Source organism: Acidobacteriota bacterium, assembly GCA_016184105.1.
GTDB lineage: Bacteria > Acidobacteriota > Vicinamibacteria > Vicinamibacterales > 2-12-FULL-66-21 > JACPDI01.
In genome coordinates this window covers 1-23,102 of record JACPDI010000005.1, presented here as the reverse complement: position 1 = coordinate 23,102, position 23,102 = coordinate 1, and the positions used below count along the sequence as shown (strand labels likewise).

At 67.6% G+C, this 23,102-nt stretch carries 20 protein-coding genes and 2 pseudogenes; 10 read left to right on the top strand and 12 right to left on the bottom strand.

Annotated elements, in window-relative coordinates:
• The first annotated feature begins 169 nt into the window (after window positions 1–169).
• Window positions 170–1,528 carry a cupin domain-containing protein gene (locus HYU53_00965; GenBank protein ID MBI2219758.1) on the top strand — a complete coding sequence of 453 codons (1,359 nt, stop codon included), beginning with the start codon at window positions 170–172 and terminating at the stop codon, window positions 1,526–1,528.
• Here HYU53_00965 and HYU53_00960 read toward each other — a convergent pair.
• The 11 genes from HYU53_00960 to HYU53_00910 all read right to left on the bottom strand — a co-directional run bounded on the left by HYU53_00960 (window position 1,476) and on the right by HYU53_00910 (window position 12,577).
• Window positions 1,476–2,684 (bottom strand): DEAD/DEAH box helicase, encoded by a 1,209-nt coding sequence (locus HYU53_00960; GenBank protein ID MBI2219757.1) that lies wholly within the window; start codon window positions 2,682–2,684, stop codon window positions 1,476–1,478. The two genes, HYU53_00965 and HYU53_00960, sit on opposite strands and share 53 nt — an antisense overlap.
• A gap of 87 nt (window positions 2,685–2,771) precedes the next feature.
• Complete coding sequence (locus tag HYU53_00955; GenBank protein MBI2219756.1) at window positions 2,772–3,083, bottom strand: RNA-binding protein; 312 nt, start codon at window positions 3,081–3,083, stop codon at window positions 2,772–2,774.
• 240 nt (window positions 3,084–3,323) lie between these two features.
• Complete coding sequence (locus HYU53_00950) at window positions 3,324–3,764, bottom strand: nuclear transport factor 2 family protein (protein ID MBI2219755.1); 441 nt, start codon at window positions 3,762–3,764, stop codon at window positions 3,324–3,326.
• A complete protein-coding gene (locus tag HYU53_00945; GenBank protein MBI2219754.1) occupies window positions 3,761–4,732 on the bottom strand; it encodes a 2-dehydro-3-deoxygalactonokinase in 972 nt (323 codons plus the stop codon). Before HYU53_00945 ends, HYU53_00950 begins: the two co-directional genes overlap by 4 nt.
• Window positions 4,732–5,376, bottom strand: a complete 645-nt coding sequence (locus HYU53_00940) for a bifunctional 4-hydroxy-2-oxoglutarate aldolase/2-dehydro-3-deoxy-phosphogluconate aldolase (GenBank protein MBI2219753.1) — start codon at window positions 5,374–5,376, stop codon at window positions 4,732–4,734. Before HYU53_00940 ends, HYU53_00945 begins: the two co-directional genes overlap by 1 nt.
• The gene (locus HYU53_00935) at window positions 5,373–6,698 is read right to left on the bottom strand and encodes a mandelate racemase/muconate lactonizing enzyme family protein (GenBank protein MBI2219752.1); all 1,326 of its coding nucleotides are present in this window, start codon (window positions 6,696–6,698) and stop codon (window positions 5,373–5,375) included. The genes HYU53_00940 and HYU53_00935 overlap by 4 nt, the downstream gene beginning before the upstream one ends.
• The gene (locus HYU53_00930; GenBank protein ID MBI2219751.1) at window positions 6,695–9,310 is read right to left on the bottom strand and encodes a hypothetical protein; all 2,616 of its coding nucleotides are present in this window, start codon (window positions 9,308–9,310) and stop codon (window positions 6,695–6,697) included. The genes HYU53_00935 and HYU53_00930 overlap by 4 nt, the downstream gene beginning before the upstream one ends.
• A gap of 30 nt (window positions 9,311–9,340) precedes the next feature.
• Entirely contained in the window at window positions 9,341–9,592 is a 252-nt protein-coding gene (locus HYU53_00925) for a hypothetical protein (GenBank protein ID MBI2219750.1), read from the bottom strand.
• 14 nt (window positions 9,593–9,606) lie between these two features.
• Complete coding sequence (locus HYU53_00920; protein MBI2219749.1) at window positions 9,607–11,436, bottom strand: TonB-dependent receptor; 1,830 nt, start codon at window positions 11,434–11,436, stop codon at window positions 9,607–9,609.
• A 44-nt stretch (window positions 11,437–11,480) separates the two neighbouring features.
• Window positions 11,481–11,903 carry a hypothetical protein gene (locus HYU53_00915; protein MBI2219748.1) on the bottom strand — a complete coding sequence of 141 codons (423 nt, stop codon included), beginning with the start codon at window positions 11,901–11,903 and terminating at the stop codon, window positions 11,481–11,483.
• Complete coding sequence (locus tag HYU53_00910) at window positions 11,900–12,577, bottom strand: carboxypeptidase regulatory-like domain-containing protein (protein ID MBI2219747.1); 678 nt, start codon at window positions 12,575–12,577, stop codon at window positions 11,900–11,902. The genes HYU53_00915 and HYU53_00910 overlap by 4 nt, the downstream gene beginning before the upstream one ends.
• A 302-nt stretch (window positions 12,578–12,879) precedes the next feature.
• On the opposite strand from HYU53_00910, the gene HYU53_00905 reads away from it, so the two are divergent.
• From HYU53_00905 to HYU53_00880, 6 genes and pseudogenes are all read left to right on the top strand, one after another.
• A complete protein-coding gene (locus tag HYU53_00905) occupies window positions 12,880–13,578 on the top strand; it encodes a GntR family transcriptional regulator (GenBank protein ID MBI2219746.1) in 699 nt (232 codons plus the stop codon).
• Complete coding sequence (locus HYU53_00900) at window positions 13,575–14,492, top strand: dihydrodipicolinate synthase family protein (protein MBI2219745.1); 918 nt, start codon at window positions 13,575–13,577, stop codon at window positions 14,490–14,492. Before HYU53_00905 ends, HYU53_00900 begins: the two co-directional genes overlap by 4 nt.
• A complete protein-coding gene (locus HYU53_00895; protein MBI2219744.1) occupies window positions 14,489–15,973 on the top strand; it encodes an anion permease in 1,485 nt (494 codons plus the stop codon). The genes HYU53_00900 and HYU53_00895 overlap by 4 nt, the downstream gene beginning before the upstream one ends.
• An 80-nt stretch (window positions 15,974–16,053) precedes the next feature.
• Window positions 16,054–17,490 carry an amidohydrolase family protein gene (locus HYU53_00890; protein MBI2219743.1) on the top strand — a complete coding sequence of 479 codons (1,437 nt, stop codon included), beginning with the start codon at window positions 16,054–16,056 and terminating at the stop codon, window positions 17,488–17,490.
• A 236-nt stretch (window positions 17,491–17,726) separates the two neighbouring features.
• Window positions 17,727–19,475 carry a DUF885 family protein gene (locus HYU53_00885; GenBank protein MBI2219742.1) on the top strand — a complete coding sequence of 583 codons (1,749 nt, stop codon included), beginning with the start codon at window positions 17,727–17,729 and terminating at the stop codon, window positions 19,473–19,475.
• A pseudogene (locus tag HYU53_00880) lies at window positions 19,472–19,933 on the top strand (cytochrome c). Before HYU53_00885 ends, HYU53_00880 begins: the two are co-directional and overlap by 4 nt.
• Before the next feature lie 143 nt (window positions 19,934–20,076).
• Here HYU53_00880 and HYU53_00875 read toward each other — a convergent pair.
• Complete coding sequence (locus tag HYU53_00875) at window positions 20,077–20,538, bottom strand: hypothetical protein (GenBank protein ID MBI2219741.1); 462 nt, start codon at window positions 20,536–20,538, stop codon at window positions 20,077–20,079.
• On the opposite strand from HYU53_00875, the pseudogene HYU53_00870 reads away from it, so the two are divergent.
• The 3 genes and pseudogenes from HYU53_00870 to HYU53_00860 form a co-directional block, all read left to right on the top strand.
• Window positions 20,465–21,178 (top strand): annotated as a pseudogene (locus HYU53_00870) (PQQ-binding-like beta-propeller repeat protein). The gene HYU53_00875 and the pseudogene HYU53_00870 sit on opposite strands and share 74 nt — an antisense overlap.
• A 43-nt stretch (window positions 21,179–21,221) precedes the next feature.
• Window positions 21,222–21,695: a PQQ-binding-like beta-propeller repeat protein gene (locus HYU53_00865; protein MBI2219740.1), complete on the top strand. Its 474-nt coding sequence runs from the start codon at window positions 21,222–21,224 to the stop codon at window positions 21,693–21,695.
• A gap of 21 nt (window positions 21,696–21,716) precedes the next feature.
• A partial coding sequence (locus tag HYU53_00860; protein ID MBI2219739.1) for a DUF885 family protein occupies window positions 21,717–23,102 on the top strand: 1,386 nt, incomplete at its 3' end.

Below are 23,102 nucleotides of genomic sequence, written 5' to 3'. Positions count from 1 at the left end.
TAGGGCAGAACCGGTGACGATGAACGTCGGGCGCGCTGGCGCGGCTGCGGCGTTAAGGGGACGAAATATACACCGGCGAAGCCGGCGGTCAAGGAATATTCTAAAAATTTATTCGATTTTTCCGGTTTTAGCTGTTATGGTGAACACATCTGAAAAATTACCTTCATCCGTGTTTTTTCTGAACACGGGCAAGGAGGGCTCGCGAATGCCGGTGTACAGCTCCCACCTGGTGAGTTACGAGGGTCTGCGTGTCGGCGAGCGGATCCGTACGGAACGGCAGGCCCGCGGTCTCACGCTGAGGTCTCTAGCCGAAGCGTCGTCGATTTCGACCGCGAGGCTGTCGGAAATCGAAAACGGCCTTCACGTCATCGATCTCGGGCAGGTGCTGCGGATCGCCGCGGCGCTCGGGCTGCCGCCGGATCACTTCGTTCCGACCGACACCAGGCGTCCGTACCACATCACGCGTGAGGCGGATGCGCGCGCGAAGCCCCCTTCGGGAATCACGTCGGAGGGCACCGGCGCGGGGCACGCGGACGTCCGGCTCTCGCCGCTGGCCGATCTGTTCGTCGGCCGCCACATGGAGCCGGCGTTCGGGCGGATCTTGCCGGGCCCCGTCGGCGCCCTGCAGTGGAGCCACCAGCATGAGGAGGAGTTCCTCTTCGTGCTGCGCGGGCGGATCGAGTTGTCGATTCACACGCCCGGCGGGGTGGTGCGCGAAAAGTTGGCGGCGGGGGACGCTGTGTATTTCCGATCGGATCTCCTCCACGCGCTCCGGTCGCTCGACGAGGAACCGGCCGAGACCATTCAGGTGTTCTGCTCCCTCTCCGGCCTGACGAAGACCGGCTTCGGAGTCTCGATCAGCGAGGTGCAGCAGGATCGCGGGCTGGACGTCGCGCAGCAGACAGGGCACAAGCTGAGGCTGCTGCGCGAGATGCACGGCTGGCCGGAGCCGCGCGTGGCGGAGATGGTGAGCGTGCCGGAGCGCCAGCTCCGGCAGATCGAGCGCGGCGATCGGCCGGTGCCGCTCGATCTGATGCTCGCGCTCGCGAAGCTGTATCGAAGACCGCTGCGCGAGCTGCTCGGGCAGCCGGCGGGCAACGGCCCGCATTACTATGTTCAGCGCGCGGATCAGACCGCGGCGCAGCCGAGCCGCACGCGGCGAACGCCGGTGGAACGGCCGGCGGCGCCGAAATCAAAGACCTGCCAGGCGTTCTCGGAAGGCTACCCGGGGCGCAGCATGTACCCCTACCTGCTGCGGCTGCTCAACGTGGACATCGAGACCCTCACGATGCACGAGCACCACGGCCAGGAGTTCGTGTATGTCCTCGACGGCGAGCTCGAGCTGACCACGTTCGTCGGTGACGAGCAGGTGAAGGACATCCTGCGCCCGGGCGACTCGTGTTACCTCGATTCGAGCGTGCCGCATCTGCTGCGCGGGCAGACGCGCAGCCCGTTCTCGAAGACGATGGCCGAGGTCATTGATGTGTTCTGGTGCCCGCTCGGAGAGGGGTACTTGTTCGAGGACTAGGAGACTGCCATGCCCGGCCGTCTCGCTGTGAACCGCTGAACCCTTCCACGACCTGCTCGGGCGGCATGGGCAGCAGCCGCTGGATGTCGCGAAGGAGTTTCCGGTCGGCCCCCGACACGAGGGAGACCGCCACCCCGGCGCGCCCGGCGCGCCCGGTGCGGCCGACGCGGTGGATGTAGTCTTCGGCCACCATCGGCAGGTCGTAATTGATCACGAGCGGCAGCTCCGCGATGTCGAGACCTCGGGCGGCGATATCGGTCGCGACCAGGACTCTCACCCGGCCCTGCCTGAAATCACCGAGCGCGCGGGTCCGCACCGCCTGGCTCTTGTTGCCGTGGATGACCGCGGCCACGATCCCGGCGCGGGTGAGCCAGTCGCCAATCCGGTCGGACCCCCGCTTCGTCTTGCAGAAGACGAGCGCCTGCTCGCCGCGCGGCTGTTTCAGGACGTGCACCAGGAGGTCGCGCTTGCGGTCGTCGGCGACCGGATGGATGCGATGGGTCACCGTCGGCGCGACGGCATGCCCGGCCGACACGTCGACGTGAACCGGCGTGCGCGTGAATTCTTTCGAGAGCCGCACGACGCCCGGGGGCAACGTGGCCGAAAACAGCAGCGTCTGCCGCGTGCGCGGCAGCGCCGCGGCCACGATGCGAAGCGGCGGCAGGAACCCCATGTCCAGCATCCGGTCCGCTTCGTCCAGCGTGAGGATCTCCACCTTCGTCAGATCCACCGTGCGGCGTTGCAGGTGATCGATCAGCCGGCCCGGCGTGGCGACCACGACGTCGGTGCCCCGCTGAAGCGTCTGCACCTGCGCGCGCATCGGCACGCCGCCGAAGATGGCCGTGACGCGCAGGTTCGCGGGGGCTCCGTACTCCGCGAGCGCGCGATGGACCTGGACCGCCAGCTCGCGCGTGGGAACGAGCACCAGCCCGCGGGGAGCGCGACGCGCGCCGGCGCTGCGCGTCATCAAGCGGTGCAGCATCGGCAGGCCGAACGCCGCGGTCTTCCCGGTCCCGGTCTGCGCGCGCGCCAGGAGATCGGCGCCGCTGAGGACCACCGGGATCGATTCAGCCTGGACGCGCGTGGGATGGTCGTAGCCCAGTCGTGCGAGCGGAGTACAGAGCGCGGGTGAAAGCCCGAGTGTCGAGAACGGCATGTGAATATTGTCGGCGTTTCTGGCGCCCGTCGTGGGCGCAGAAGGAGGGTGGGGCGGAGCAGCGTGGCTGCTCCGCCCTCACGGGGTTTACCAGCGAGGCTCGGACCGGCGGCCGCGGGAATCGCCCCCGCCGAATCCGCCCGACCCGCCTTCTTTCGGCCTCGCTTCGTTGACGACAAGGCGACGGCCCCCGAGCTCTGTTTCATTCAGCTGGGTGATGGCCTGCTGCGCCTCGCCGCCCGTGCTCATTTCCACGAACGCAAACCCGCGGGCGCGTCCGGTGGCCATGTCGCGCATCACTTTCACCGTTTCGACGGTGCCCGCGCGTGCGAACAATTCCTGGAGCTCGGTTTCTCCCGTTTCGTACGAGAGGTTTCCGACGTACAACTTCCGATTCATGAACTTCTCCTCTGCCGCAACATGCGACAAGCGCGTCGCCAAAGCGACGTCGTGTCCGGACGTCCGGATGGACGCCGGGCGGATTTCGTCTCGTAGCTGAGCAGGACTAAAGGAGGAGCGAGTCAGGAAGGCTCGATTCGCCTACAGATGTCAGAGTGCGGGGCAAGATCCGATGAGGGAGTATAGCACAAGCTCGCGCCGCTCATCGTTGCACACGCCTTCAGCGTCCGCCGGCGGCCTCTACGGAATCCGCGTCGCCTGCCAGGCGACCATTTTCCAGCCGTCACCGGTCTTCGCCCATACTTCGATGAAGCGGAGGTCGTTCGTGCGTCGCTCGCCCGCGACACGTGCAGCCGTTCGTACGCGACCGGTCAGGATGGCGGTTGTGCCGTAAACCCTGCTCCGCACCTCGTCGAGCGCGAAGTCCTCGTAGCGGGTTGCCCCTGACAGCAGGGGCTGAAGATACGAGGTCTTCGAGTCCACTCTTCCGTTGGAGTGGGTATAGACCATATCCTCCGCCAGCAGATCCTGCAGCGCGCCGTAGTCCTGGCGCGTCAGCGCCTGGAACCGCTTCAGCTGCAGTCCCCGAACGGCGTCGCCTTCATCAGCCGCGAGCGCGCTGCGCCCGCTCCAGGGGAAGAAGATGAGGCCGACCATCACCAGGCAAGCCGTCCGCGTCATCGCAACTCGCGCCTCCGCGCATCCACGACAGTGCTCAGTCCCCGCACAAAGGCCTGTTCGGTCGCATGGCTGTCGAGGACCTCTGCCCGACACCCGGCGATCTGCAGGAGGTGCCTCCAGGCGTGCGGCACGGCCGCGGGCCCGGTAACCAGAACGGCCTCGCCCGCTCCAAGGCGGCCCGACGCCGTCAGACCGTCCAGATCGACCGCCACGCACGCGCCCACGAGCCAGTTCAGACGTTCGGCGGCACCCGCTGCCGCAGATTGATCGAGCAGACGCACCTGAAACATCGCTCTCGGCAGTCCCCATTTCCGCGCCGCGGCCGCGCCCGCCTCGAGCCACTCGCGGTCACAGGTGTGCATCGGCTGCGAAGGCAGCGACGCGTTGAGCAGCGTCGCGGTCTGGACGGCGTGCACGATCTCTCCGCCGAGTGATGTACGGCTGCCGGCCACTCGTCCATCGGCGTCCGTCCAGATGAGTTTCCAGTGCGAGCCGGCCGTAAGCAGCAGACCCCCGCGCCGCAGCAATCCGCTGTCGGTCAGGCCCACGGCCAGCGTTTCCTCGCCCCGCATCACGTCCAGCTGCTCCACGGAAGCCGCTGCCGCGCCGGTCCGTACTCCGGGAACGAGCAACATCGGCAGACGTGTAATGTCGGTCGGATGCAGGATGACCGCGGCTGCCGACAGGTCCTGCGCCGAAGCGGGCGCAGCGACATGAGGTACGTCCGCGAGTCCGAGCGGCGACGTGATCATCCCGGCGGCTGCGACGAGGCCGACAGGATGATCTGCCGAGATCTGTTCGATCAGCTGGCGAACCGTCTGCCTCAGGAGTGCGGTGCTCCCGGTCCGGACGCTGTCGCGCACGCCCACGGAGGCAGCGGCGCGCCGGAGGATCGTCCCGCCCGAGACGAGCCAGGCCCTGCTGTTGGTGGAGCCGACGTCGAGCATCGCGATCGGTGCGGTCGGCATCAGGCCGGCGGTCTCATCGCGCTCACGAAACTGCGCGCCCGTTGTTCAAGGTTCCCGGCCGCATCGGTTCCATCGCCGAGCAGGGGCGTTCCGATGCCGACCGCCCAGGCGCCGGCCCTGGCGAAGCGGTGCGCGTCCTCGAGCGTGACGCCCCCGGTTGGGACCAGCCGCACGTCGGGGAAGGGCACGAGGAGCGCTCGAACGAAGTCCGCGCCGAGCGTCCGGGCCGGGAACAGCTTCACCGCCGCGGCACCGGCGCCTGCGGCCAGTCGCACCTCCGTGGGCGTGTAGGCTCCCGGAATCGGAGTCAGCCCGAGCCGCAGCGCGGTCGATATCACGTCCGGATCGACAACCGGAGACACGGTAAATCGAGCACCGGCGTCATGGACCTTCTTGACCTCGTCGCACGTGAGCACGGTTCCCGCTCCCACCACGAGGCGACCCGACGCGTGCCGCACGGCGCGCGAGATCTGGAGCAACGCGTCTGGTGAGTTCAGGCTGATCTCCACCGCCCGCACGCCGCCCGCGTGGATGGCGCCGATAATGCCCGGGAGACGCTCCAGGTATCCGCCGCGCAGAATGGCAATGACTCCGCACGCGTCGATGGCGGCCCGCACATCGCTCCCGGGATCCTCGCCGCTCATGCCTCTCTCGCGGTGACCCGGGCGAGCGCCTCTTCGTTCCACTCCACGCCGAAGCCGGGCGCTTCGGGCACGTACGCCGTTCCCTGGTCGACCCGGAACGGCGTTCGAACCAGCGCATTGCCGAGCGGTCCGGAAAGCTTGCCGCCCCCCTCCATGATGACGCAGTTCGCCGTGGCCACTGCCAGGTGCAGCGAGGCGGCAAAGTACAGGACTGTGCCGGTGCTGACGTGAGGCGTCCAGAGGGCACCGTAGGCATGCGCGAGCGCCGCGATGCGCTGGCACTCGCTGATCCCGCCGGCGCGGCACACATCGGGGTTGATGATGTCGGCGCCGCGCGCGGTGAGCAGGTCGCGGAACTGGAACCGGTTCGACAGCATCTCGCCGACGCACACCGGGGTGTCAAGCGCCGCCGCCAGTTCGGTGTAGGCCGGCCAGTCGTCTGGCAGCAGCGCATCCTCGAACCAGCCGATGTTGCCGATCCGATCGAAAATCCGGCCGACCTGAATGGCCTCGTACAGCTTGAACGCCCCGAGCGAGTCGAGACACACCTGCCCGTGGGGCCGCATCGCTGCGGCCACCGCCTCGACTCGTTCCACGTCGCTCGTGTTCTCTCCCTTTCGGAATCCCATCTTGACGACCTTCAGGCCGCTCGCCACCGCCCGCTCGGCGGATTGGACGAGCGCCTCGGCGGTCGCTCCGCCTATCCCGGTGTAGAGCGGTATGCCGTCGCGATATTTGCCGCCGAGGAGCTGATAGACAGGAACCCCCATCGCGCGGCCCAGGAGATCCCAGAGCGCGAGGTCTACGCCGGCGAGCGCCTCGAAGTGTGCACCCGTGGAGTACCCGCGCACGCGCTCGGTGGAGAACATCCGCTCCCAGAGAGGATTGATCCACCGAGCGTCCTGCCCGCGCAACAGTGGCGCGAACAGATCGCTGAGGATGCGCTGGTGCATGCGCGGGGCCGACGGCGAGTGGCATTCGCCCCAGCCGACGAGTCCCTCCGTGGTGGTGATCTTGACGAGCGTGGCCTGCTCGTAGCCCTTGAAGCGTGTGGGCGTGGCGTGGTCGAGGCGATTCCACATGCCGGGCCCCCCGGTCACGGCCCCGACGCGAGGCTGCATCAGCGGTTCGTCGAAGCCAATCCGATCGGGTGGCGTTCTGATGACGATCGGCTCGACGCGCTCGATAATCAGCGGCCGCAAGTCGGACACCTGGCCCCGCGCGCTCTGCGCCGCGCGGGCGGAGGCGCCGGGCGCCCCTGACGCGAGAGCGGCCAGGCCGGTCCCACCGAGGAGTTCACGTCGCGTGAGAATTGTGGTCATCGGTTTCCGCTCACGATCACGCGGGCCAGTGCGGCCTCGTCGAAATCCACGCCGAGTCCGGGGCGCTCGGGCACACGCGCGACACCCGGTTTCATGTCGAGAGGTTCGCGAAGCAGCACGTTGCCAAGAGGACCGTCGTGTTTGTAACCGTCGTACACTTCCATCATGACGGCGTTGGGGGAAGACACGGCCATGTGAATCGAGGCCGCCATGTAGGGCGCCGTCCCCGTGCTGACATGCGGGGTCCAGATCACGCCGAAGATGTCGGCCAGCCAGGCAATCCGGCGCGCTTCGGTGATGCCGCCGCAGCGGCAGATATCCGGATTGACGATGTCGACGCCGCGCGCGGCCAGCAGGTCGCGGAACTGAAACCGGTTGCTCAGCGCCTCCCCGGCGCAAATCGCGGTATCCACGGTTCTCGTCAGGTGGGGGTAGTGCAACATCTCCTCGGGCAGCAACGGGTCTTCAAACCACGCAATCTGGCCGAGTCGATCGAGTTCGCGTCCCATGCGGGTTGCCTCGGCAAGCGTGAAGGTGCCGAGTGCATCGACGGCAAGCTGCGCCCTGGGGGCCACCGCGCTCGAAATCTCGCGAACCAGGGCGAACTCTGCGCTGTCCGGGCCGGTCCGGAGCGCCATCTTGAGCACGCGGAACCCCGCGTCCACCATCGCGTTGGCCCGGTCCGCTGCGTTTTGTCCCGCGTGCCGTCCCGTGTACGTTCCAGAAAGCGTGGCGTACGTGGAGATCTCTGCGCGATAGCGGCCGCCCAGCAGCTGGTATACCGGCACGTTCGCCCACTTGCCCAGCAGATCCCAGAGCGCGAGGTCCACCCCCGCCATCGCTTCAAGATGTGAGCCCGTCGAGTACCCGCGCACGCGCTCGCTCGTGTACATCCGCTCCCAGAGCGCCTCCACCTGCCGCGCGTCACGGCCGACAAGAAGCGGCGCAAGGAGGTCGCTGATGATGCGCTGGTGCACGTGTGGCGCGGACGGGGCATGGCATTCGCCCCAGCCCACGAGACCCTCATCTGTCGTGATCTTGACGAGCGTGGCCTGCTCGTAGCCCCGCTGCCGTGTCGGACTGGCGTGGTCGAGCCGGTTCCACAGACCGCGACCGGGCGTGGTGCTTCCCGGCGGCGCCAGTTCCACGACGTCGTTCTCAGCCACGGTGTCGTGCGGGACACGGATGACAATGCCCTCGACGCCGCGAATGCGGAGCGGCGCCAGTCTGGTGCGGGCGTGGTACTGGTGCCCGGCGGCGATGAGCGTCTCTTCCTGAAATGACCGGCCAACGAGCTGCAGGCCGATCGGCATCCCGTCTTTCGTGAAGCCGCACGGCAGGGCGAGCACTGGACTGCCGGTCAGGTTGAACGGCGCCGTATACGCGGCGCCGTGCGCGAAGCTGCCCTTCCTCACCTTTGCGTCCGTTCCTTCGTTCCCGTAGGAGCCTCCGCCCGGCGTGGCAGGGGTCACCGGCAGAATCAACGCGTCAACCTGCTCGAAGGCCTGATGCAACTCTCCGCAGATCAGTGTTCTGGCTTTTTGCGCTCTGAGGTAATCGCGCGCGGTCAGAAAACCGCCCCTGGCGATATTCCTGAAAGCCGCCCCATACTGCCCGCGCCGATCGCGGAGGTTCGGGAAGTGGTACTCGAACGCCTCGATCCGCATGATCGTGTTGTAGCCCGCAGCGCACGCGTACGTCAGATGCGGGACCGAAGCTTCCCGGATCGACGCGCCGAGGAACCTGAACACCTCGACCGCTCCGGCGATCGCCTCCTCGACATCCGACTCCAACCCGACTGCCTCGACGTAATCCGGGCAGGTAGCGATGCGCAGCCCGCGAACCGGTTTCGAGGTCGCGCCTCCATAGTGCGGAACCGGCAGCCGGCTGGTTGTGGCATCAGCCGGATCGAACCCGGCGAGGACCTCCAGCACGAGAGCGGTGTCGCGAACCTCCCGGGCGATCGGTCCCATGGTATCCATCGAGTAGCTGAGCGGGATGACCCCCGACCGTCCGATCCGTCCGTATGTCGGCTTCAAGCCCGTCACGCCGCAAAACGCCGCCGGGATGCGGATCGATCCTCCGGAATCGCTGCCGACCGAAGCCATCGCGAGCCCCGCCGCCACGCCAACGGCGGACCCGTTGCTCGATCCGCCCGCCGAGCGTTCGAGGTTCCACGGGTTCCGTGGCGCCTTCACGAAATCGTCTCCGGTCGACCCGCCGGCGAACGTGAACTCGGAGAGCGCCACCTTTCCCAGGAGGACCGCGCCGGCCGCGCGGAGGCGCGTCACCAGCGACGCGTCCCTTTCGGGAACCCAATCCTTCAGTACGCGCGACGCGGCGGTCGTCCGCACCCCGGCCGTCGCGATGTTGTCCTTGAGCGTGACCGGAATTCCAAACAGCGGCCCGGCGGCCGGCGGTCTTCGGGAGGTGGCGTCGCGCGCCTCGCGGAGCGCCTCTTCACGCGTCACGGTGATGAAACTACCGAGCGCACCATCGAGCGCGTCGATCCGCGAGAGGTGCGCCTCGGTCAATTCCAGGGGGGACAATTTCCGCCGTCGCATGAGGTCCGACGCCTGGGCGATCGACAGAAAGCACAGCTCGCTGCTCACGATTTTCCCTCGGCTCGGGGCGCTCGGTCTTCAGCGCGGAACGAACACGAACGCCGGATCACAGTCATCGAGGGCGAGCTCCTCGAGCAGGGCCGCCTCCTCGAGCACGGGCTGGGCGAAGCCCTCGAGATCGGCCCGCTGGGCGGAATCAAGCCCCAGCGCGTCGACGGGCCGGGAAGCGACCTGTCTCTCGCCGCCCGCGAGCACCTCGCAGAACGGCGCGAGGGTGCCAACGGCGGTCAACGCGGTCAGAAAACGGCGGCGAGTCTGGTCGCTTCCCATGATCTCCGGGTGCGTCAGTACGCGAGCCGGAGCCCCAGCTGAATCTCCCGCGGCGATCCGACGCTCGTGATCCGGCCGAACTGCGGAGTCCCGAACACGCGGCCGGGAATTCCGAACTGCGGGGTGTTGAAGGCGTTGTAGGCGTCGATGCGGACCTCCAGCGACCGGCCTCCCCCTAGACGTACCTGCTTACGCAGGCCGAGATCGACCAGCTTCGTGGGCGGCCCGACGACGATGTTGCGTCCGGCGCTTCCGTAGGCGAAACGCGCCGGTGCGGCGAAGGCGCCCGTGTTGAACCACTGCGCTGTCGTCTTCGGGCCGTCGTTTGGATCGCCGATAAGGTCTGGCCGGATGGTGCCGCGGGACGTGTTCGCGGGATTGCCGCTCATGATGACCGTGAAGGGCGCTCCGGTATGGAGGTTCACGCTCGCCGAAAGCTGCCAGCCCTTCAGGAACGCGCCGGCGATGCCGGTGAGGCGCTCACCCAGCGGAAGCGCGTAAATGAGATTCAGCTTGTACTGGTGCGTGAAGTCGATCGCGCACCGTCCGCGCTGTCCATCGAAGCGATCCAGCTGGTTCTGCGGTTCCTGGTCCTCGGTTCCCACCGTGCTGGTGGCGGGCGAACTCTTCGTATCGATGCATCTGGAGTACGTATAGCTCGAGAGGATATTGAGGCCGTGCCAGCCGACATTCTGAATGCGGAAGTCCACACCGTCGTAGGAGGCCTCGGCCTCCGACGCGAACACGCGGACGTCTCCGAAAGCGGGATTCGGCCGGCGGGCCTGCACCGGGCCCGGCCCCGGCGGCGGCGTGTTGCGCGTGTATGCGCTGTCCAAATCATTCGTCGTCGAGCCGACGTAGCTCATCTCGGCCACCCAGTCCCCCGGCAGCTGGTGCTGCACGCCCAGGCTCCAGACCTGTGCGCGGCCCGGACCGTAGTCGCGGGGAACGGTCGTGAGCGTCGGCGGCGGCGTCGCCCCCAATCGGCCGTCCAGGAAGCCGTTGGCGAGCGTGAGATCGGGGTTCGCCAGATTCGTGTTGAACGTGTCCTGGCGGCTTCGCGGCGGGTTGCGGTTGATGAGCGACACGTTGGCCATCGTCGGCTGCGTGAGATAGTGACCGTACCCGCCGCGGATGACCGTGCTCCCGCCCCAGCGGTATGCGACGCCCAGCCTCGGCGCCAGATCGTGACTGGGGTCGTTGAGCGCCCCGTCCGTTCCCGGATCCGGAAAGAAGGTGAGCGTATCGAAGTCGAAGTTCGTGGTGTTGCCGAGCCTGTCGCGGTACACCCCCGCGTATTCGTAGCGCAGCCCCAGGTTGAAGGTCACGTTCGAGGACAGCTTCCAGTCATCCTGAACGTAGCTATGGAAGTGATTCTGCTGCAGCTCGGAGGAGAGCAGGAAGGGTATGCGGTCGGTTCGCGTGGGCAGGCCGAGGATGAAGTCGGCGAATGCGTTGCCGGTGAGCTGTCCGGTGAAGCTGAAGCTGCCCTGGTTCGAGGCGTTAATCGTCGTAAAGTCCTGGTAGCGACGGAACGCTTCCGCTCCAAATCTCAGTGAATGCCCTGCCAGATCCAGCATCGTGTGGCTCTGCACCGCGGGGCTCCGATACAGCAGCTTCGCGTTGGCGAACGTCTCTCCGGTTCCCATGTATCCGCTGATGCCGGCGTTCGGGATGCCGCGCAGCAGCGGCTCGTCGAAATTGAGGCCACTGATGCCGAAGTCGCGCAGAGGGTCGATGTCGGCGCCTTCGCGACCCGTCTGGTTCGGGCTCGACTCCCGCACGTACGAGATTTTCGCCTCCGTCACCACGCGCGAGCCGAACGTCTTGGTATAGCCGAGCACGTAATTCTGGTTCTCGGGCTGGCCGATGCTCTGAAAATTCGGGTTCAGCTGGTTTCGCCGAAATAGTTGGAGACGAGAACGCCGAGGTCCGCGTGCGGGATGAAGTCGAGCAGGAGCTGCGCCTGCGGAGAGAGCCTGTTGGCCGGGATGACATTGCCGCTGAACCGAGCTCCCGTGAACGGGTCCCGGATCGGGGCCGCGAGCTCGGAGAAATCGCCGTTACGCATGCGGTCGGTTGCCACGGTCGCCTGCCCGGTCGCTCTCCTGCGCAGCCGGTTGCCCTCCCACCCCACGAAGAAGAAGGCGCGGTTCCTCTTGATGGGCCCCCCCAGCGTGGCGCCGTACTGGCCGTGACTGAACGGCGACTTCTCATCCTGTTCGAAATAGTCGCTCGCGTTCAAAGCGTCATGGCGGAGGTTGCCAAACACGTTGCCGTGGAATTCGTTCTGCCCGGACTTGACGATCATGTCCTGTCCACTTGCGCGCCCGAGTACATGCCATACGCAGCCGAGTACTGGCCGGTCTGCACGCTGACTTCCTTCAGCGACTCCAGCGATGGAATGAAGGTGCTGGCATTGACGAAGCCGGCAATGATACTCACCCCGTCGATCCGGATGTTGTTGTCGAAATGCCGCTGCCCGTGCACCGAGAGGTTCAGCGGCTGGGCGCGACCGAGGGTGTTCTGGTTGCCGACCTGGGACTCGGTTGCCCCGGGCACGATCTGCGCCAGAGCCATGAAGTTCCGGTTCTTGACGGGAAGGGCGTCGATCTGGGATTCACCGAGCACGGAACCCAGGCTGGCGTCTTCGGTTCGCAGGATCGTATCGGCGGCCCTGGCCGTGACCTCCACGACTTCCTGCTGCCCGCCGATCTCGAGTGTGAAATCGACGCGCGTCGATGCATCGGTTCGGACGACGACGCCGCGCCTGACTTCAGCCTTGAAGCCGGGAATTTCCGCCCGAACGGAATAGTTGCCCGCCACGAGGGAAGGAGCCACATAATCCCCGGCGGAGCCGGTCTGGACAGTCCGCTCCACGCCGGTGCCGACGTTGGTCACAGTCACGGTGACGCCCGGCAGCACGGCACCCGAACTATCGACAATGCGACCGACGACCGCGTTCTGCAGCCCCTGTGCGTGCACGACGGCCGTGCACGCTATCGCGATCCACGCCAGCGCCGCGCCGGCCCGGCAGAGAGGCGGTACCTTCATCGCTCACCTCGAGGAGAAAGTCGAAGCCGGCCACCCGGCCCTGACCCGCGGAGCATAGTTGAGGCGATTCTTTATGTAAAGTAAAAAATTTCAGTTGTCATCATACGTCATATTTTGGATAATTTTACTGGAATAAGTTGACTAACAAATGACTCCACAACATCTGATATTTATCATCTGAAATGTCAACAACGATGAAGAGACGGCGGGTTCCGCAAAGCGCGGGAGGACTTGTGCCGGTGCACCGGGAGAGGGCCAGCGACGCGGCCTACCAGAGTCTCCTGCAGGCCATCATGACCCAGGTGTTTCTGCCTGGTGAACGGCTGAACGTCCTCGACCTGGCACGCTCGCTCAACGTCAGCCTGACTCCCGTGAAGGAGGCGCTCAACAAGCTGGCGTCCGAAGGTCTGGTGGAAATTCGCCCGCGGAGCGGCACCTTCGTGACCGACATTTCCCCGGAGGATGTGGCCGAAACATTCGAGCTGCGCGCCGCCCTCGAAGTGGTGGCCGGTGAAAAGGCGATGGGGCGCTTGAACGGGGACGAACTGGACCGGCTCGAACGGATGCTCGCGATACTCGAGCGGCCGATGGTCACCGAAGGTGACCGCATTGCGCACGAGCGCACCAATTCGGATTTTCACCGTTACATCGTCGAGCGCTCGGGGAACCGCCGCCTGATTCAGCTTTACGAGAGCCTGAACGCCCACATCAAGATTGCGCGGATTCACCGCAGCCACGATCGGTGGGCGTCCCGGCTGGCCGAAGAGAAGGCCGAACACCGCGAGATCGTCGACGCCTTGAAGGGTCGCGATGCCGGAAGGTTGCGCGGGGCGTTGATGCAGCACATCGGGCGGGCGGCCGAGAACCTCATTGAAGATCTGCGGCGCGCCGTGAGGCCTCACGCGCCGGGAAGCGGCGGGAGGGATCAGTGACGCGTTTCCACGGCGTGTTTCCCATCATCAACACCACGTTCCGGGACGACGGCGCTCTCGATCTGGAGAGCCAGCGGCGACTTGTCCGCTTCCTGATTGATGCGGGGGCGCATGGCCTGGGGCTGTTCGGGAACGCAAGCGAAGGATATGCCCTCTCCGAATCGGGGCGCCGCACTCTGCTTGAGGTCATCGTGCGGGAGGTGGACGGCCGCGTGCCGCTCGTGGTCAGCAGCGGCCACACCGGAACCGACGTGGCGGTGGCGATCAGCCGCGACATGGAGGCGATGGGGGCTGACGCGCTGATGGTGCTCCCCCCTTATTACGTGAAGCCCGACGCCGAGGGCATCTTCCGTTACTTTCGCGCCATTTCCGACGCCGTGCGCATACCGGTGATGGTGCAGGACGCGCCGCTCATGACGCAGCTCCCAATGGGTGCCGACCTGCTGGCGCGCATGGCGCTGGAACTTGAGAACGTTCGCCTCGTGAAAGTGGAGGCCCCGCCCACCACGCCGAAAGTGTCCAGGCTCCGTGCGCTGGCCGGCGACCGCCTGACGCTGTTCGGCGGCCTGAACGGGAATTTCTTCCTGGAGGAACTCGCCCGTGGGGCGGTGGGCACGATGCCGGGCTCGGACATGACGGACATCTTCCGCGCCATCTGGGATTCGTATCAACGCGGCGATCACTCGTCTGCGCGCGACCAGTTCGCGCGGGCGCTTCCCTTGATCCGGTATGAGCTGCAACCCGGCCTGGGGGTTGCCGTCATGAAGCGCAACCTGTTCGATGCGGGGGTGATCGCGTCGCCCGCCGTCCGGCATCCGACCCGCTCGCTCGACGACGTGGACATCGCCGAGATCCGCGCGCTGCGGGGCGGCTTGCAGCTGTTCGCGTTTCGCTGGGCCGGACAGCGCGCGTGACTGCGCCCGCACTCGGCCGTTCCGCGCTGCCGGGGATCCTGGGCGGCCTTGCGGCGGTTGCCGGCGGCCTTCTCCTCCCCCCGCCGGCGCCGATCACGGAGGTGGGCATGGCCCGTCTGGGCCTGCTCGCCTTCGCGGTCATCTGGTGGGTCGCCACACCGTTGCCTGCTGCGTTCACCACGCTGGCAATGCTTGCGGCGGGCGTGCTGTCGGGGGCGCTCAGTCTCGCCGGCGCGTTCGCCCATTCCAACAGCTGGCTGCTGTGGTTCGTGATCGGGACCTTCGGCCTGGGGGCGGCGCTCGATGCCACCGGCGTGAACCGCCGGTTCGCGCTGGCGCTCCTGGACGTGCGCTGGGTGCGCGGCCACCCGGTGCGCTTCATGACGATGTTCCTCATCTCGGCAACACTGATGAGCGGCGTGATGGCCAACACCGTGGTGGCCGTGGTCTGGCTTTCGCTGGCCGTGAAGATCTACGAGCTGCTGAAGATCGACCACGCGGACCCGCTGGTGGAGGCAAACACGCTCGGCATTGCATGGGCGGCCAACATCGGCGGCCTGATCACGCCGGTCGGCAACGGCACGAATGCGCCGACGATCGGACTGGTCGCGGCCGCCACGGGCACCACCGTCACGTTCCTGCAATGGACGGCGATTGGATCGGGGCTCGCACTGCTTCTGATGGCTTCGGCAATTGCGCTCCTCTGGCTGGCGGTACCGCACGGCTCCGGCACGCTCGGTGGACCCCACCTGAGCGACCATATCAGTGCCGAACGGCGGCGCCTCGGCCCCATGCCCGTGGCCGAGCGGCGCGCCCTGGCCTGGGTCGGCGTGGCTGTCGCGCTGTGGTTCGCGCCCGACGCCGCGCGGATGCTGCTGTCCCCCGACATCGCGGCGATCGCGCAGAGCAGACTTCACCTCACCGTTCCGGCTTTGCTCGTTCCGCTGGGCATGTGCCTGACCCCCGTCCCCGATCCGAAGCGGCGCTTCGTGCTGACCTGGGAGGAGTGGCTGCGCGGGGTGGACTGGAGCCTGGTGCTGTTCATTGGCGGGGTCATGGCGCTGGGAATCGCCGTGGGCGAGGAGGCGACGGGGGTGCCGGGCTACGTGAGGAACACGCTCGAACCGTTGCTCGGGCATCTTCCCGAGACGATGTTCGTCCTGATCCTGTGCGGCGCCGTCATCCTCGTGACGAGCGTCATTTCCAATATGGTGACGCTCGCCATCTTCGTGCCGCTCGGTCTGACGTTGAGCAGCAGCCTCGGTGTGGGAGATCCGGCCGCACTGGGTATCATCCTGGGAATGGGCACGTCGCTGGCGCATCTCCTGCCGTCAGGCACGACGACCAACGCGATCGTCGCGGGATCAGGTTTCCTTCGCGTGCGGACGATGGTGCGGCACGGGGCGCTGCTGTTCCTGCTGCACACGCTCCTGCTGGCGCTGGTCGGGTATCCACTGGCGAAGCTCGTGCTCGGGCACTGAGGCAGGGTCAGACCTCTGCCGATCCCGTTTGGACTGGTGCGGGTGTCGCACTTCACCGGGGGCCGCTGTAGGATCGTCACATGATGACGCTGTTTGCAGGCAGCCTGTCTGATCCGTCGCGTACAAGCTGCCGCCGTCGTACCGAGTTCTCATGTAGTACGGCGATCTTCGTGCTCCTCATCGTGCTGGTGGTGCTCCGTTCGTCAGTCGCTCAGGACAGGATCATCGCGCTCCGCCCATCCTGGCTGCTGACAGCGACCGGACAGCCCCCGATCAGGGAAGGCGTCGTGTTAGTGCGCGGAAACCGCATCGAGGCCGTTGGCACCCGCGCCGCCACGCCGGTGCCTGCAGGCGCGGAGGTCATCGATCTCGCCGGGCACACGCTGCTCCCCGGCCTGATCGATACGCATGGACATCTCGTCCTGCGTTACGGCGCTGGCGGAGTGCTCGGCTTGAATGCGCAGCGGCGTGCGCCCGCCAACGAGCAGATGCTCACCGTTGTGCGGGCGGCACGCGTCCAGCTGCTGTGCGGCGTGACGACGCAGCGGCAGGCTGGCGAGCCGAACTACAACGACATCCTGCTGCGCGATACCGTCGCGAATGGCATGCACGTCGGGCCGCGGCTGATCAGCGCGGGTCTCGTCATCACCCCCACCGGCGGCCACGGGCAGTACGCGGGCGGAACCGACGGCCCCGAGGCGATGCGTCAGGCCGTGCGGGAGGGCTTTCACCGCGGCGCCGAGTGGATCAAGCTCGCGCATACCGACGTGACGCCCGCCACCGCGCACATCTCTCCCGCTGAAATGCGCGCAGCCGTCGAGGAGGCCCATCGCCTCGGGATGAAGGTCACGGTGCACGCGACCGGCCGCTGGGGCTCGGCGATTCGCACGGCCGTCGAGGCGGGCGCCGACAACATCGAGCACGCCCGTCCGCTGACGCCCGAGCTGGTCGCGCTCATGCTGAAGCACGGCACCTCCGCCAGCCTCACGCCCATGGCCTACATCGGCTGGCGGCCCACGACGAAGACGTGGCAGACGATGGACGCGGGCGTGCGGAGCGCCGAAGAGTGGCTGAACTACCTCGCGCGCGAGTACGAGGCGTATCGCCGGGCGCATCCGCGACAGGAGGAGGAGGACCGGCCCTACGAGGACAACGAGCCGGGCCGCGCGGCGCGCGACAGGTTCCAGGGGGTCCGCAACGTCCAGCGCCAGTACCTGGACGCGTGGAAGGCCGGCCTGCCCTTCAGCCTGGGCTCGGACGGCTTCTACGGCACGCTCACGCTCGGGATCGAGTTTCTCGTCGAGGCCGGCCTCACGCCGCTGGCCGCGATCGAAGCCGCCACGCGCGTGCCGGCGCGCCTGATCGGCCACGGCGACCGCATCGGGACGATCGAGGCGGGCAAGCTGGCCGACCTCATCTCCGTCGAGGGCAATCCGGTCGAGGACGTCCGGGCGATGCGTCGCGTGCGGCTGATCATGAAGCAGGGAGAACGGTTCGATCACTTGTCGTGGCGGTGATCACGCCCCGGACGCCCTGCCGCGGCGCGCCGCCCCGGTACGCCTTCCCCTCTCTCTCAGATCCGCCGCTCGGGACGCCTGCGGACGCGGCGGGCCTCTGCCCCCTTCCGAAAATTTGACCCTCGAGTTAATAACTATTAGACTCCAAGCCCTCGAAACTCTACGATTCAGGCCAAACCATTCGGTCAGGTGGTCGCGCAATCGAACCGCCGGTCAATTCCGGCGCCGGAGGGTGTATGAGACGCGCTGCGGGATCCGTGCTGGCCGTCATCCTCATGGCCGGGAGCGCCCCGCCGAAGGCGCACGCCCAGGTGATGCACGCCTCGGGCGCGCTGATCGCCCTGGCGGAGGAGTTCCGGAGCTTCCGAAGCCCGGTGTTCCGTCCGCGCACCTGGCGCCCGACGCACGCCAGCCGTGGCGTGCCCGACTACGCGGCGGTCGTCCGCGCGGAGCGCGAGGGGCTGCCCAGGTTCCAGGCGCGCCTGGCGGCGCTCGACCCGCGCCGCTGGCCGGTGCACGACCAGGTGGACTACCTGCTCCTGCGCGCGGAGATGGACGACGTCGATTTCGAGCACCGGGTGCTGCGCGAGCCTGCGACGAACCCTTCCTTCTACGTCGAGCAGGCGATCGACGGGGTGGCCGCGGCGGTGCGCGGCACGGTGCCCTACACGCTCGATCGCGCCGAGGCCATCGTGTCGGCGTTCGAACGGACCGGCCCCATCCTCCAGCAGGGCCCGCGGACGCTCGTGCTCGCCGAGGCCTCCGCCGATCTTGGCCGCGTGGCGCTCCGGCATCTGAAGAACATCCGTGCGAAATACGCCGCCGGCGCGAAGCTGTTCGCGCCGCACGTTCCCGAGAGTCACCGCGCCCGGCTGGTCGCCGCGGCGGATGCCGCCGCGACCGCGCTGGAGACCTACGGGCGCTGGGTCGAGTCCAGTCTGCCCGCGATGAAAGGAAAGCCGAACGTCGGCCGCGAGGCGATGGAGTGGTACTTCCGGCGCGTGAACTTCGTGCCGTGGACGGCCGACGAGCTGCTCTCTCTGGGAGAAGTGGAGAAGAACCGCTTCCTCATGTCGATCGAAATCGAGGAAACGAGGAACCGCGGCCTGAAGCCGCTCACGATGCCGACCACGGACGAGTGGATCGAGTGGTTCCGCCTGACGTACCTGCAGACGAAACACTGGCTCAAGGACCTGGATCTCATCAGCTTCCCGCCGTACGTCGGCGAGTCGTCTCTCGCGCGCGGCACGTGGCAGGAGCCGTTCGGCGGGATCGGCAACCGGCCCGGCCTGCTCGGCTTCTTCGCCGAAGCGCCGCCGCAGCCCTCGAAGCGCCTGTTCGTGGTTGACGAAGACCACTGGTTCGCCGGGACGTACTGGGAACGGGCGATGCGGCTCGATCCGATCACCGATTACCAGCACTCCGACTGGCCGGGGCACTACTTCGAGGGCGAGGTGACGCGGCGGAATCCCTGCCCCATTCGGGCCGTTCACCGCGACACCGGCTTCTCGCAAGGATGGGCGCACTACTGGGAGGAGTTCTTCCTCGACATGGGCTACCCGTACCTGCGGGGGCCCCGCACGCGCGAGTTGACCTACAACTTCCTGCTGCTGCGCGCCGTGCGCGTGCCGCTCGACATCCGGCTCTCCGACGGCACGCTCACGATGGAGGACGCGATCAAGTACCAGATCGACCGCGTGCCCACGATGGAGGACCACATCTCGCGCTCGGAGGTCGAGCTGTACGTGAGATGGCCCTACCAGGCGACCAGCTACATCGCCGGCAAGAAGCAGATCGAGCAGATCCTGGCCGAGCGCATCGCGCAGAACAACTTCGAGGTGAACTGGCGGGAGTTTCACGACGCGATGCTCTCGTACGGACAGATTCCGCCCGCCCTCGTCCGCTGGGAAATGACCGGGCAGGACGATCAGATCCGATCGTTCTGGGATGCTCCGGCCCGGGCTCGCAGCGATAGGCGGCCATGACACCCGGGACCACAGGTTCGATGCGCGCCGTCATGCGGTCGCTCGTGCGCGTCGCGGGCGTCGGCGCCTGTCTGGCGGCCGCGGGTCTGGTCGCTCCCCCGGCCCCGCGCCTGAGTGCCGCGGCGGAGCAGGCCGCCGAGAGCCGTCGCCTGCCGCCTCCACCGCGCCGAGGGCCGGCGCCGCCGCTGGTGCCGGTGAACAGCGAGAAGCTCGCGCAGGGGCGCGGCGTCTATCGCGAGCAGTGCGCGGCGTGCCACGGCGAATCGGGAAGGGGCGACGGTCCGGCCGCCGCAGCGCTGTCGGCGCGACCGGCCGACCAGACGGACTACCGCGCGATGGACGCCCTCACCGATACCGAGATCGGACGGCGCATCCAGGCCGGCGGGTTCCAGATGCCCGCGTTCGCGCACATCCGCGGTGAGCAGCTGGTTGCGCTCGTCGCGTACACCCGCAGCCTCAGTCGTCCCAATCTTCACGGCGTCGAGCTGCACGGGCTCGCGCAGGGCGAGGTGCGGGACGTCGAGCCGGTCACCGAGGCCGTGCTGGCCGACCCGCCCGCCGCCGACTGGGTCTCGTTCCGGCGCACCCCGGACGCGGCGGCCTACAGTCCGCTGGCCGAGATCACGCGCGACAACGTCGACCGGCTGCAGCTCGCGTGGTCGCGGGCCATGGAGCCGGGCGGGCAGTACGCCACGCCGCTCGTCCGGAACGGCACGATGTACATCGCCCACGCGGGCGACGTCATCCAGGCGCTCGACGCCGCGAATGGCGATCTGATCTGGGAGTTCCGGTGGGAGCCACCGGCCAGGGCGAGGGCGGGGGGCGCCTCGAGATCCGCCGAAAGGCCGCGCGGCCGCAGCGTGCGGAACATCGCGATGTTCGGCGAGCGGCTGTTCCACTTCACCAGCGACGGGCACCTGATCGCGGTCGACGCGCGCACGGGCACGCTCGCGTGGTCGGTGGCGGAGGCCGGCGTTGGGATCGGGCACATGGCCGGGCCGATCATTGCCGACGGGAAAGTGGTGAGCGGCCGCTCCTGCGCCGCGACCGGCGGCCCGGACATCTGCTACATCGCGGCACACGCGGTCGACAGCGGGCGCGAGCTCTGGCGGGTCCGGACGATCCCCCGGCCCGGCGAGCCGGGCGACGAGACGTGGGTCGGCCTCCCGTACGAGCGCCGGCTTCACGTGGGCGCGTGGGGCGTCGGCAGCTACGACCCGAGCCTCAACCTGATCTACTGGGGCACGTCGGTTCCCGCTCCCTCGCTGGAATCGCTCCGAGGAACGCCGGGCGGCGACGCACTCTTCTCGAACAGCACGCTCGCGATCGATGCCGCCACGGGGCGGGTCAAGTGGTACTACCAGCATCTGCCGCGGGACAACTGGGACCTCGACCACGTGTTCGAGCGCATGCTCGTCGACACGGCCGTGTCGCCGGACCCGTCGGCGGTGCGATGGATCAACCCACGCGTGCGGCGGGGCGAGATTCGGCAAGTGGTGACCGGCATCCCGGGCAAGACCGGGATCGTCTACACGCTCGATCGGCGGACCGGCGAGTTCCTCTGGGCGCGCGAAACCATCCACCAGAACGTGGTCCGGGACATCGACCCAGTCTCGGGGCGCGTGTCGATCGACGAGCGCCTGCTCGCCGGACCCTTCGAGGAACGGCTGGTCTGCCCGTCGCTGGGGGGCGGGAAGGACTGGCCGGCACCACCGCTGCGACGATGCCGGCCCGGACGGAATTGGCGTGTGGCAGCTCGGCGCCGGAGGTCTGAAGAGCAGCGGCGACGCCGACGGCCGCCCGACGGAGCCCAACCAGACTGGCGGCGACGTCGACCGGCGCTTGTTCGCCCTCGACGACACGACGGGGGCCGTCGTGTGGAAGACGATTCTGAGCGGGCCCGTGTCGGGCCACGCCATCAGCTACGCCGTCGGCGGCCGGCAGTACATCGCCGTGCCGGCCGGCGGCGACACGGCCTCGCCCGAGAAGCGCGTCCTGTCGCTGCACCCCGAGATCAAGCCCCCGCAGGGGCAGAACGCGATCTTCGTGTTCGCGCTGCCGGCCGCCGGCCCGGCCGGGCGCCGGTGGACGGCGTCCGGGCCGTGGGTGTGGCTGCTGACGGGAGTCGCCGCCGGCGTACTGCTCGGGGCCTCAGCACGCCGGAGAAGCCGGTCCGCGGATCGCGACAACCTGGACCGGCGCGCATCGCCGCCGGCGTGATCCGGCGCGGAGGAGGGACGAATGACGCGTGGAACGATCTGGCCGCTGCTGGCCGTGCTCGCCATGGCCGGCGCAGGGTGCAGTGGAACCCCGGGAGAGCCGGCACAGGCGCGGGTGCGCGAGGCGCCGCTGGACCCGGCGTTCGAGGCGCTCGTCGACAAGTACCTGCGCGACGTCCGCGGCGTGGGAGGGAACCTGCCGGCGGACATGAGCGCGGAGTCGTTCGCCTCCCGCCTGGCGGCGCAGAAGTCGCTGCTCGCCGACCTGGAGCAGCTCGACCGCTCGAAGCTCAACTTCGACCAGCAGATCGACTACCAGTTCCTCGGCGGCATCCTGAGGGCGAACATCCGCGAGCAGCAGGAGGTCCCGCGCTGGCGGCAGGATCCGCGGCGCTACGTCGAGACGAACCCGATCACGTTCAAGCTGCAGGCGGATCCGCGGCACCCCGAGGAGCGAGGCCGCGCGCTCGTGACCGACATGCAGACGCTGCAGGCGCGCCTCGCCAAGGCGAAGATCAACCTGACCGAGTACATCCCGAACTGGCTCCCCTACGCGAACGCGCGCATCGACGGAACGATCCTGCACTTCCAGAACGCCGTTCCCAAGTTCGCGGCGCGGCTGAGCCCCGCCCTGCGGGAGCAGCTGCAGGGGGAGACCGACAAGGCGATCGCCGGGCTCCGCGATTTCAGGATCTTCGTGAACGAACAGTGGCGGAACCGGCCGGTGGGCGACTTCAGAATCGGGGCCGACCTGTTCAACTACCTGCAGGAGCACCGCCACATGTTCGACGGCGACGACCTCGATCTGCGGACGATCGCCCGCGGGGCCGAGGGCTTCACGCGCGTGCCGCGGTACTTCGACTGGGGCTGGAAGCAGTACACGATCACCGAGAAGATGCTCGAGGCGCGCGCCCAGCAGATCGCGCCCGGCAGGACCTGGCTGCAGATCATCAAGGACATGAAGCGCGTGCACCCCGCCGCGGAGCAGCTCGTCCACGAGGGACTGAAGGTCGCGCGGTGGACTCGGGAATGGACGATCAAGAACGATCTCGTCAGCATCCCCTGGGACGATGACGATCAGGTCATGGTGGCGTCGGACCCGAGCCTCTCGGCGTCCCAGTGGTGGGGCTTCGGCCCCGGGTTCCTGCCGGCCGCGCACCAGTCGAAGAAGATGGCGTGGCCCATCATCCCGATTCATCCCGACTGGTCCGACGAGGTCGCCGAGGAGAACCTCACGGAGAAGGACTGGAGCTTCACCTACGCGATCGGCCCGCACGAGGCGTACCCCGGCCATCATCTGATGCGGCTCTACCAGAACCGCAACCCCCGCAAGCTCCGCGTGTACGAGAACAGCTACTCCGATCAGGGCTGGTGCTACTACGTCGAGTGGGAGCTGACGCCCGATCCG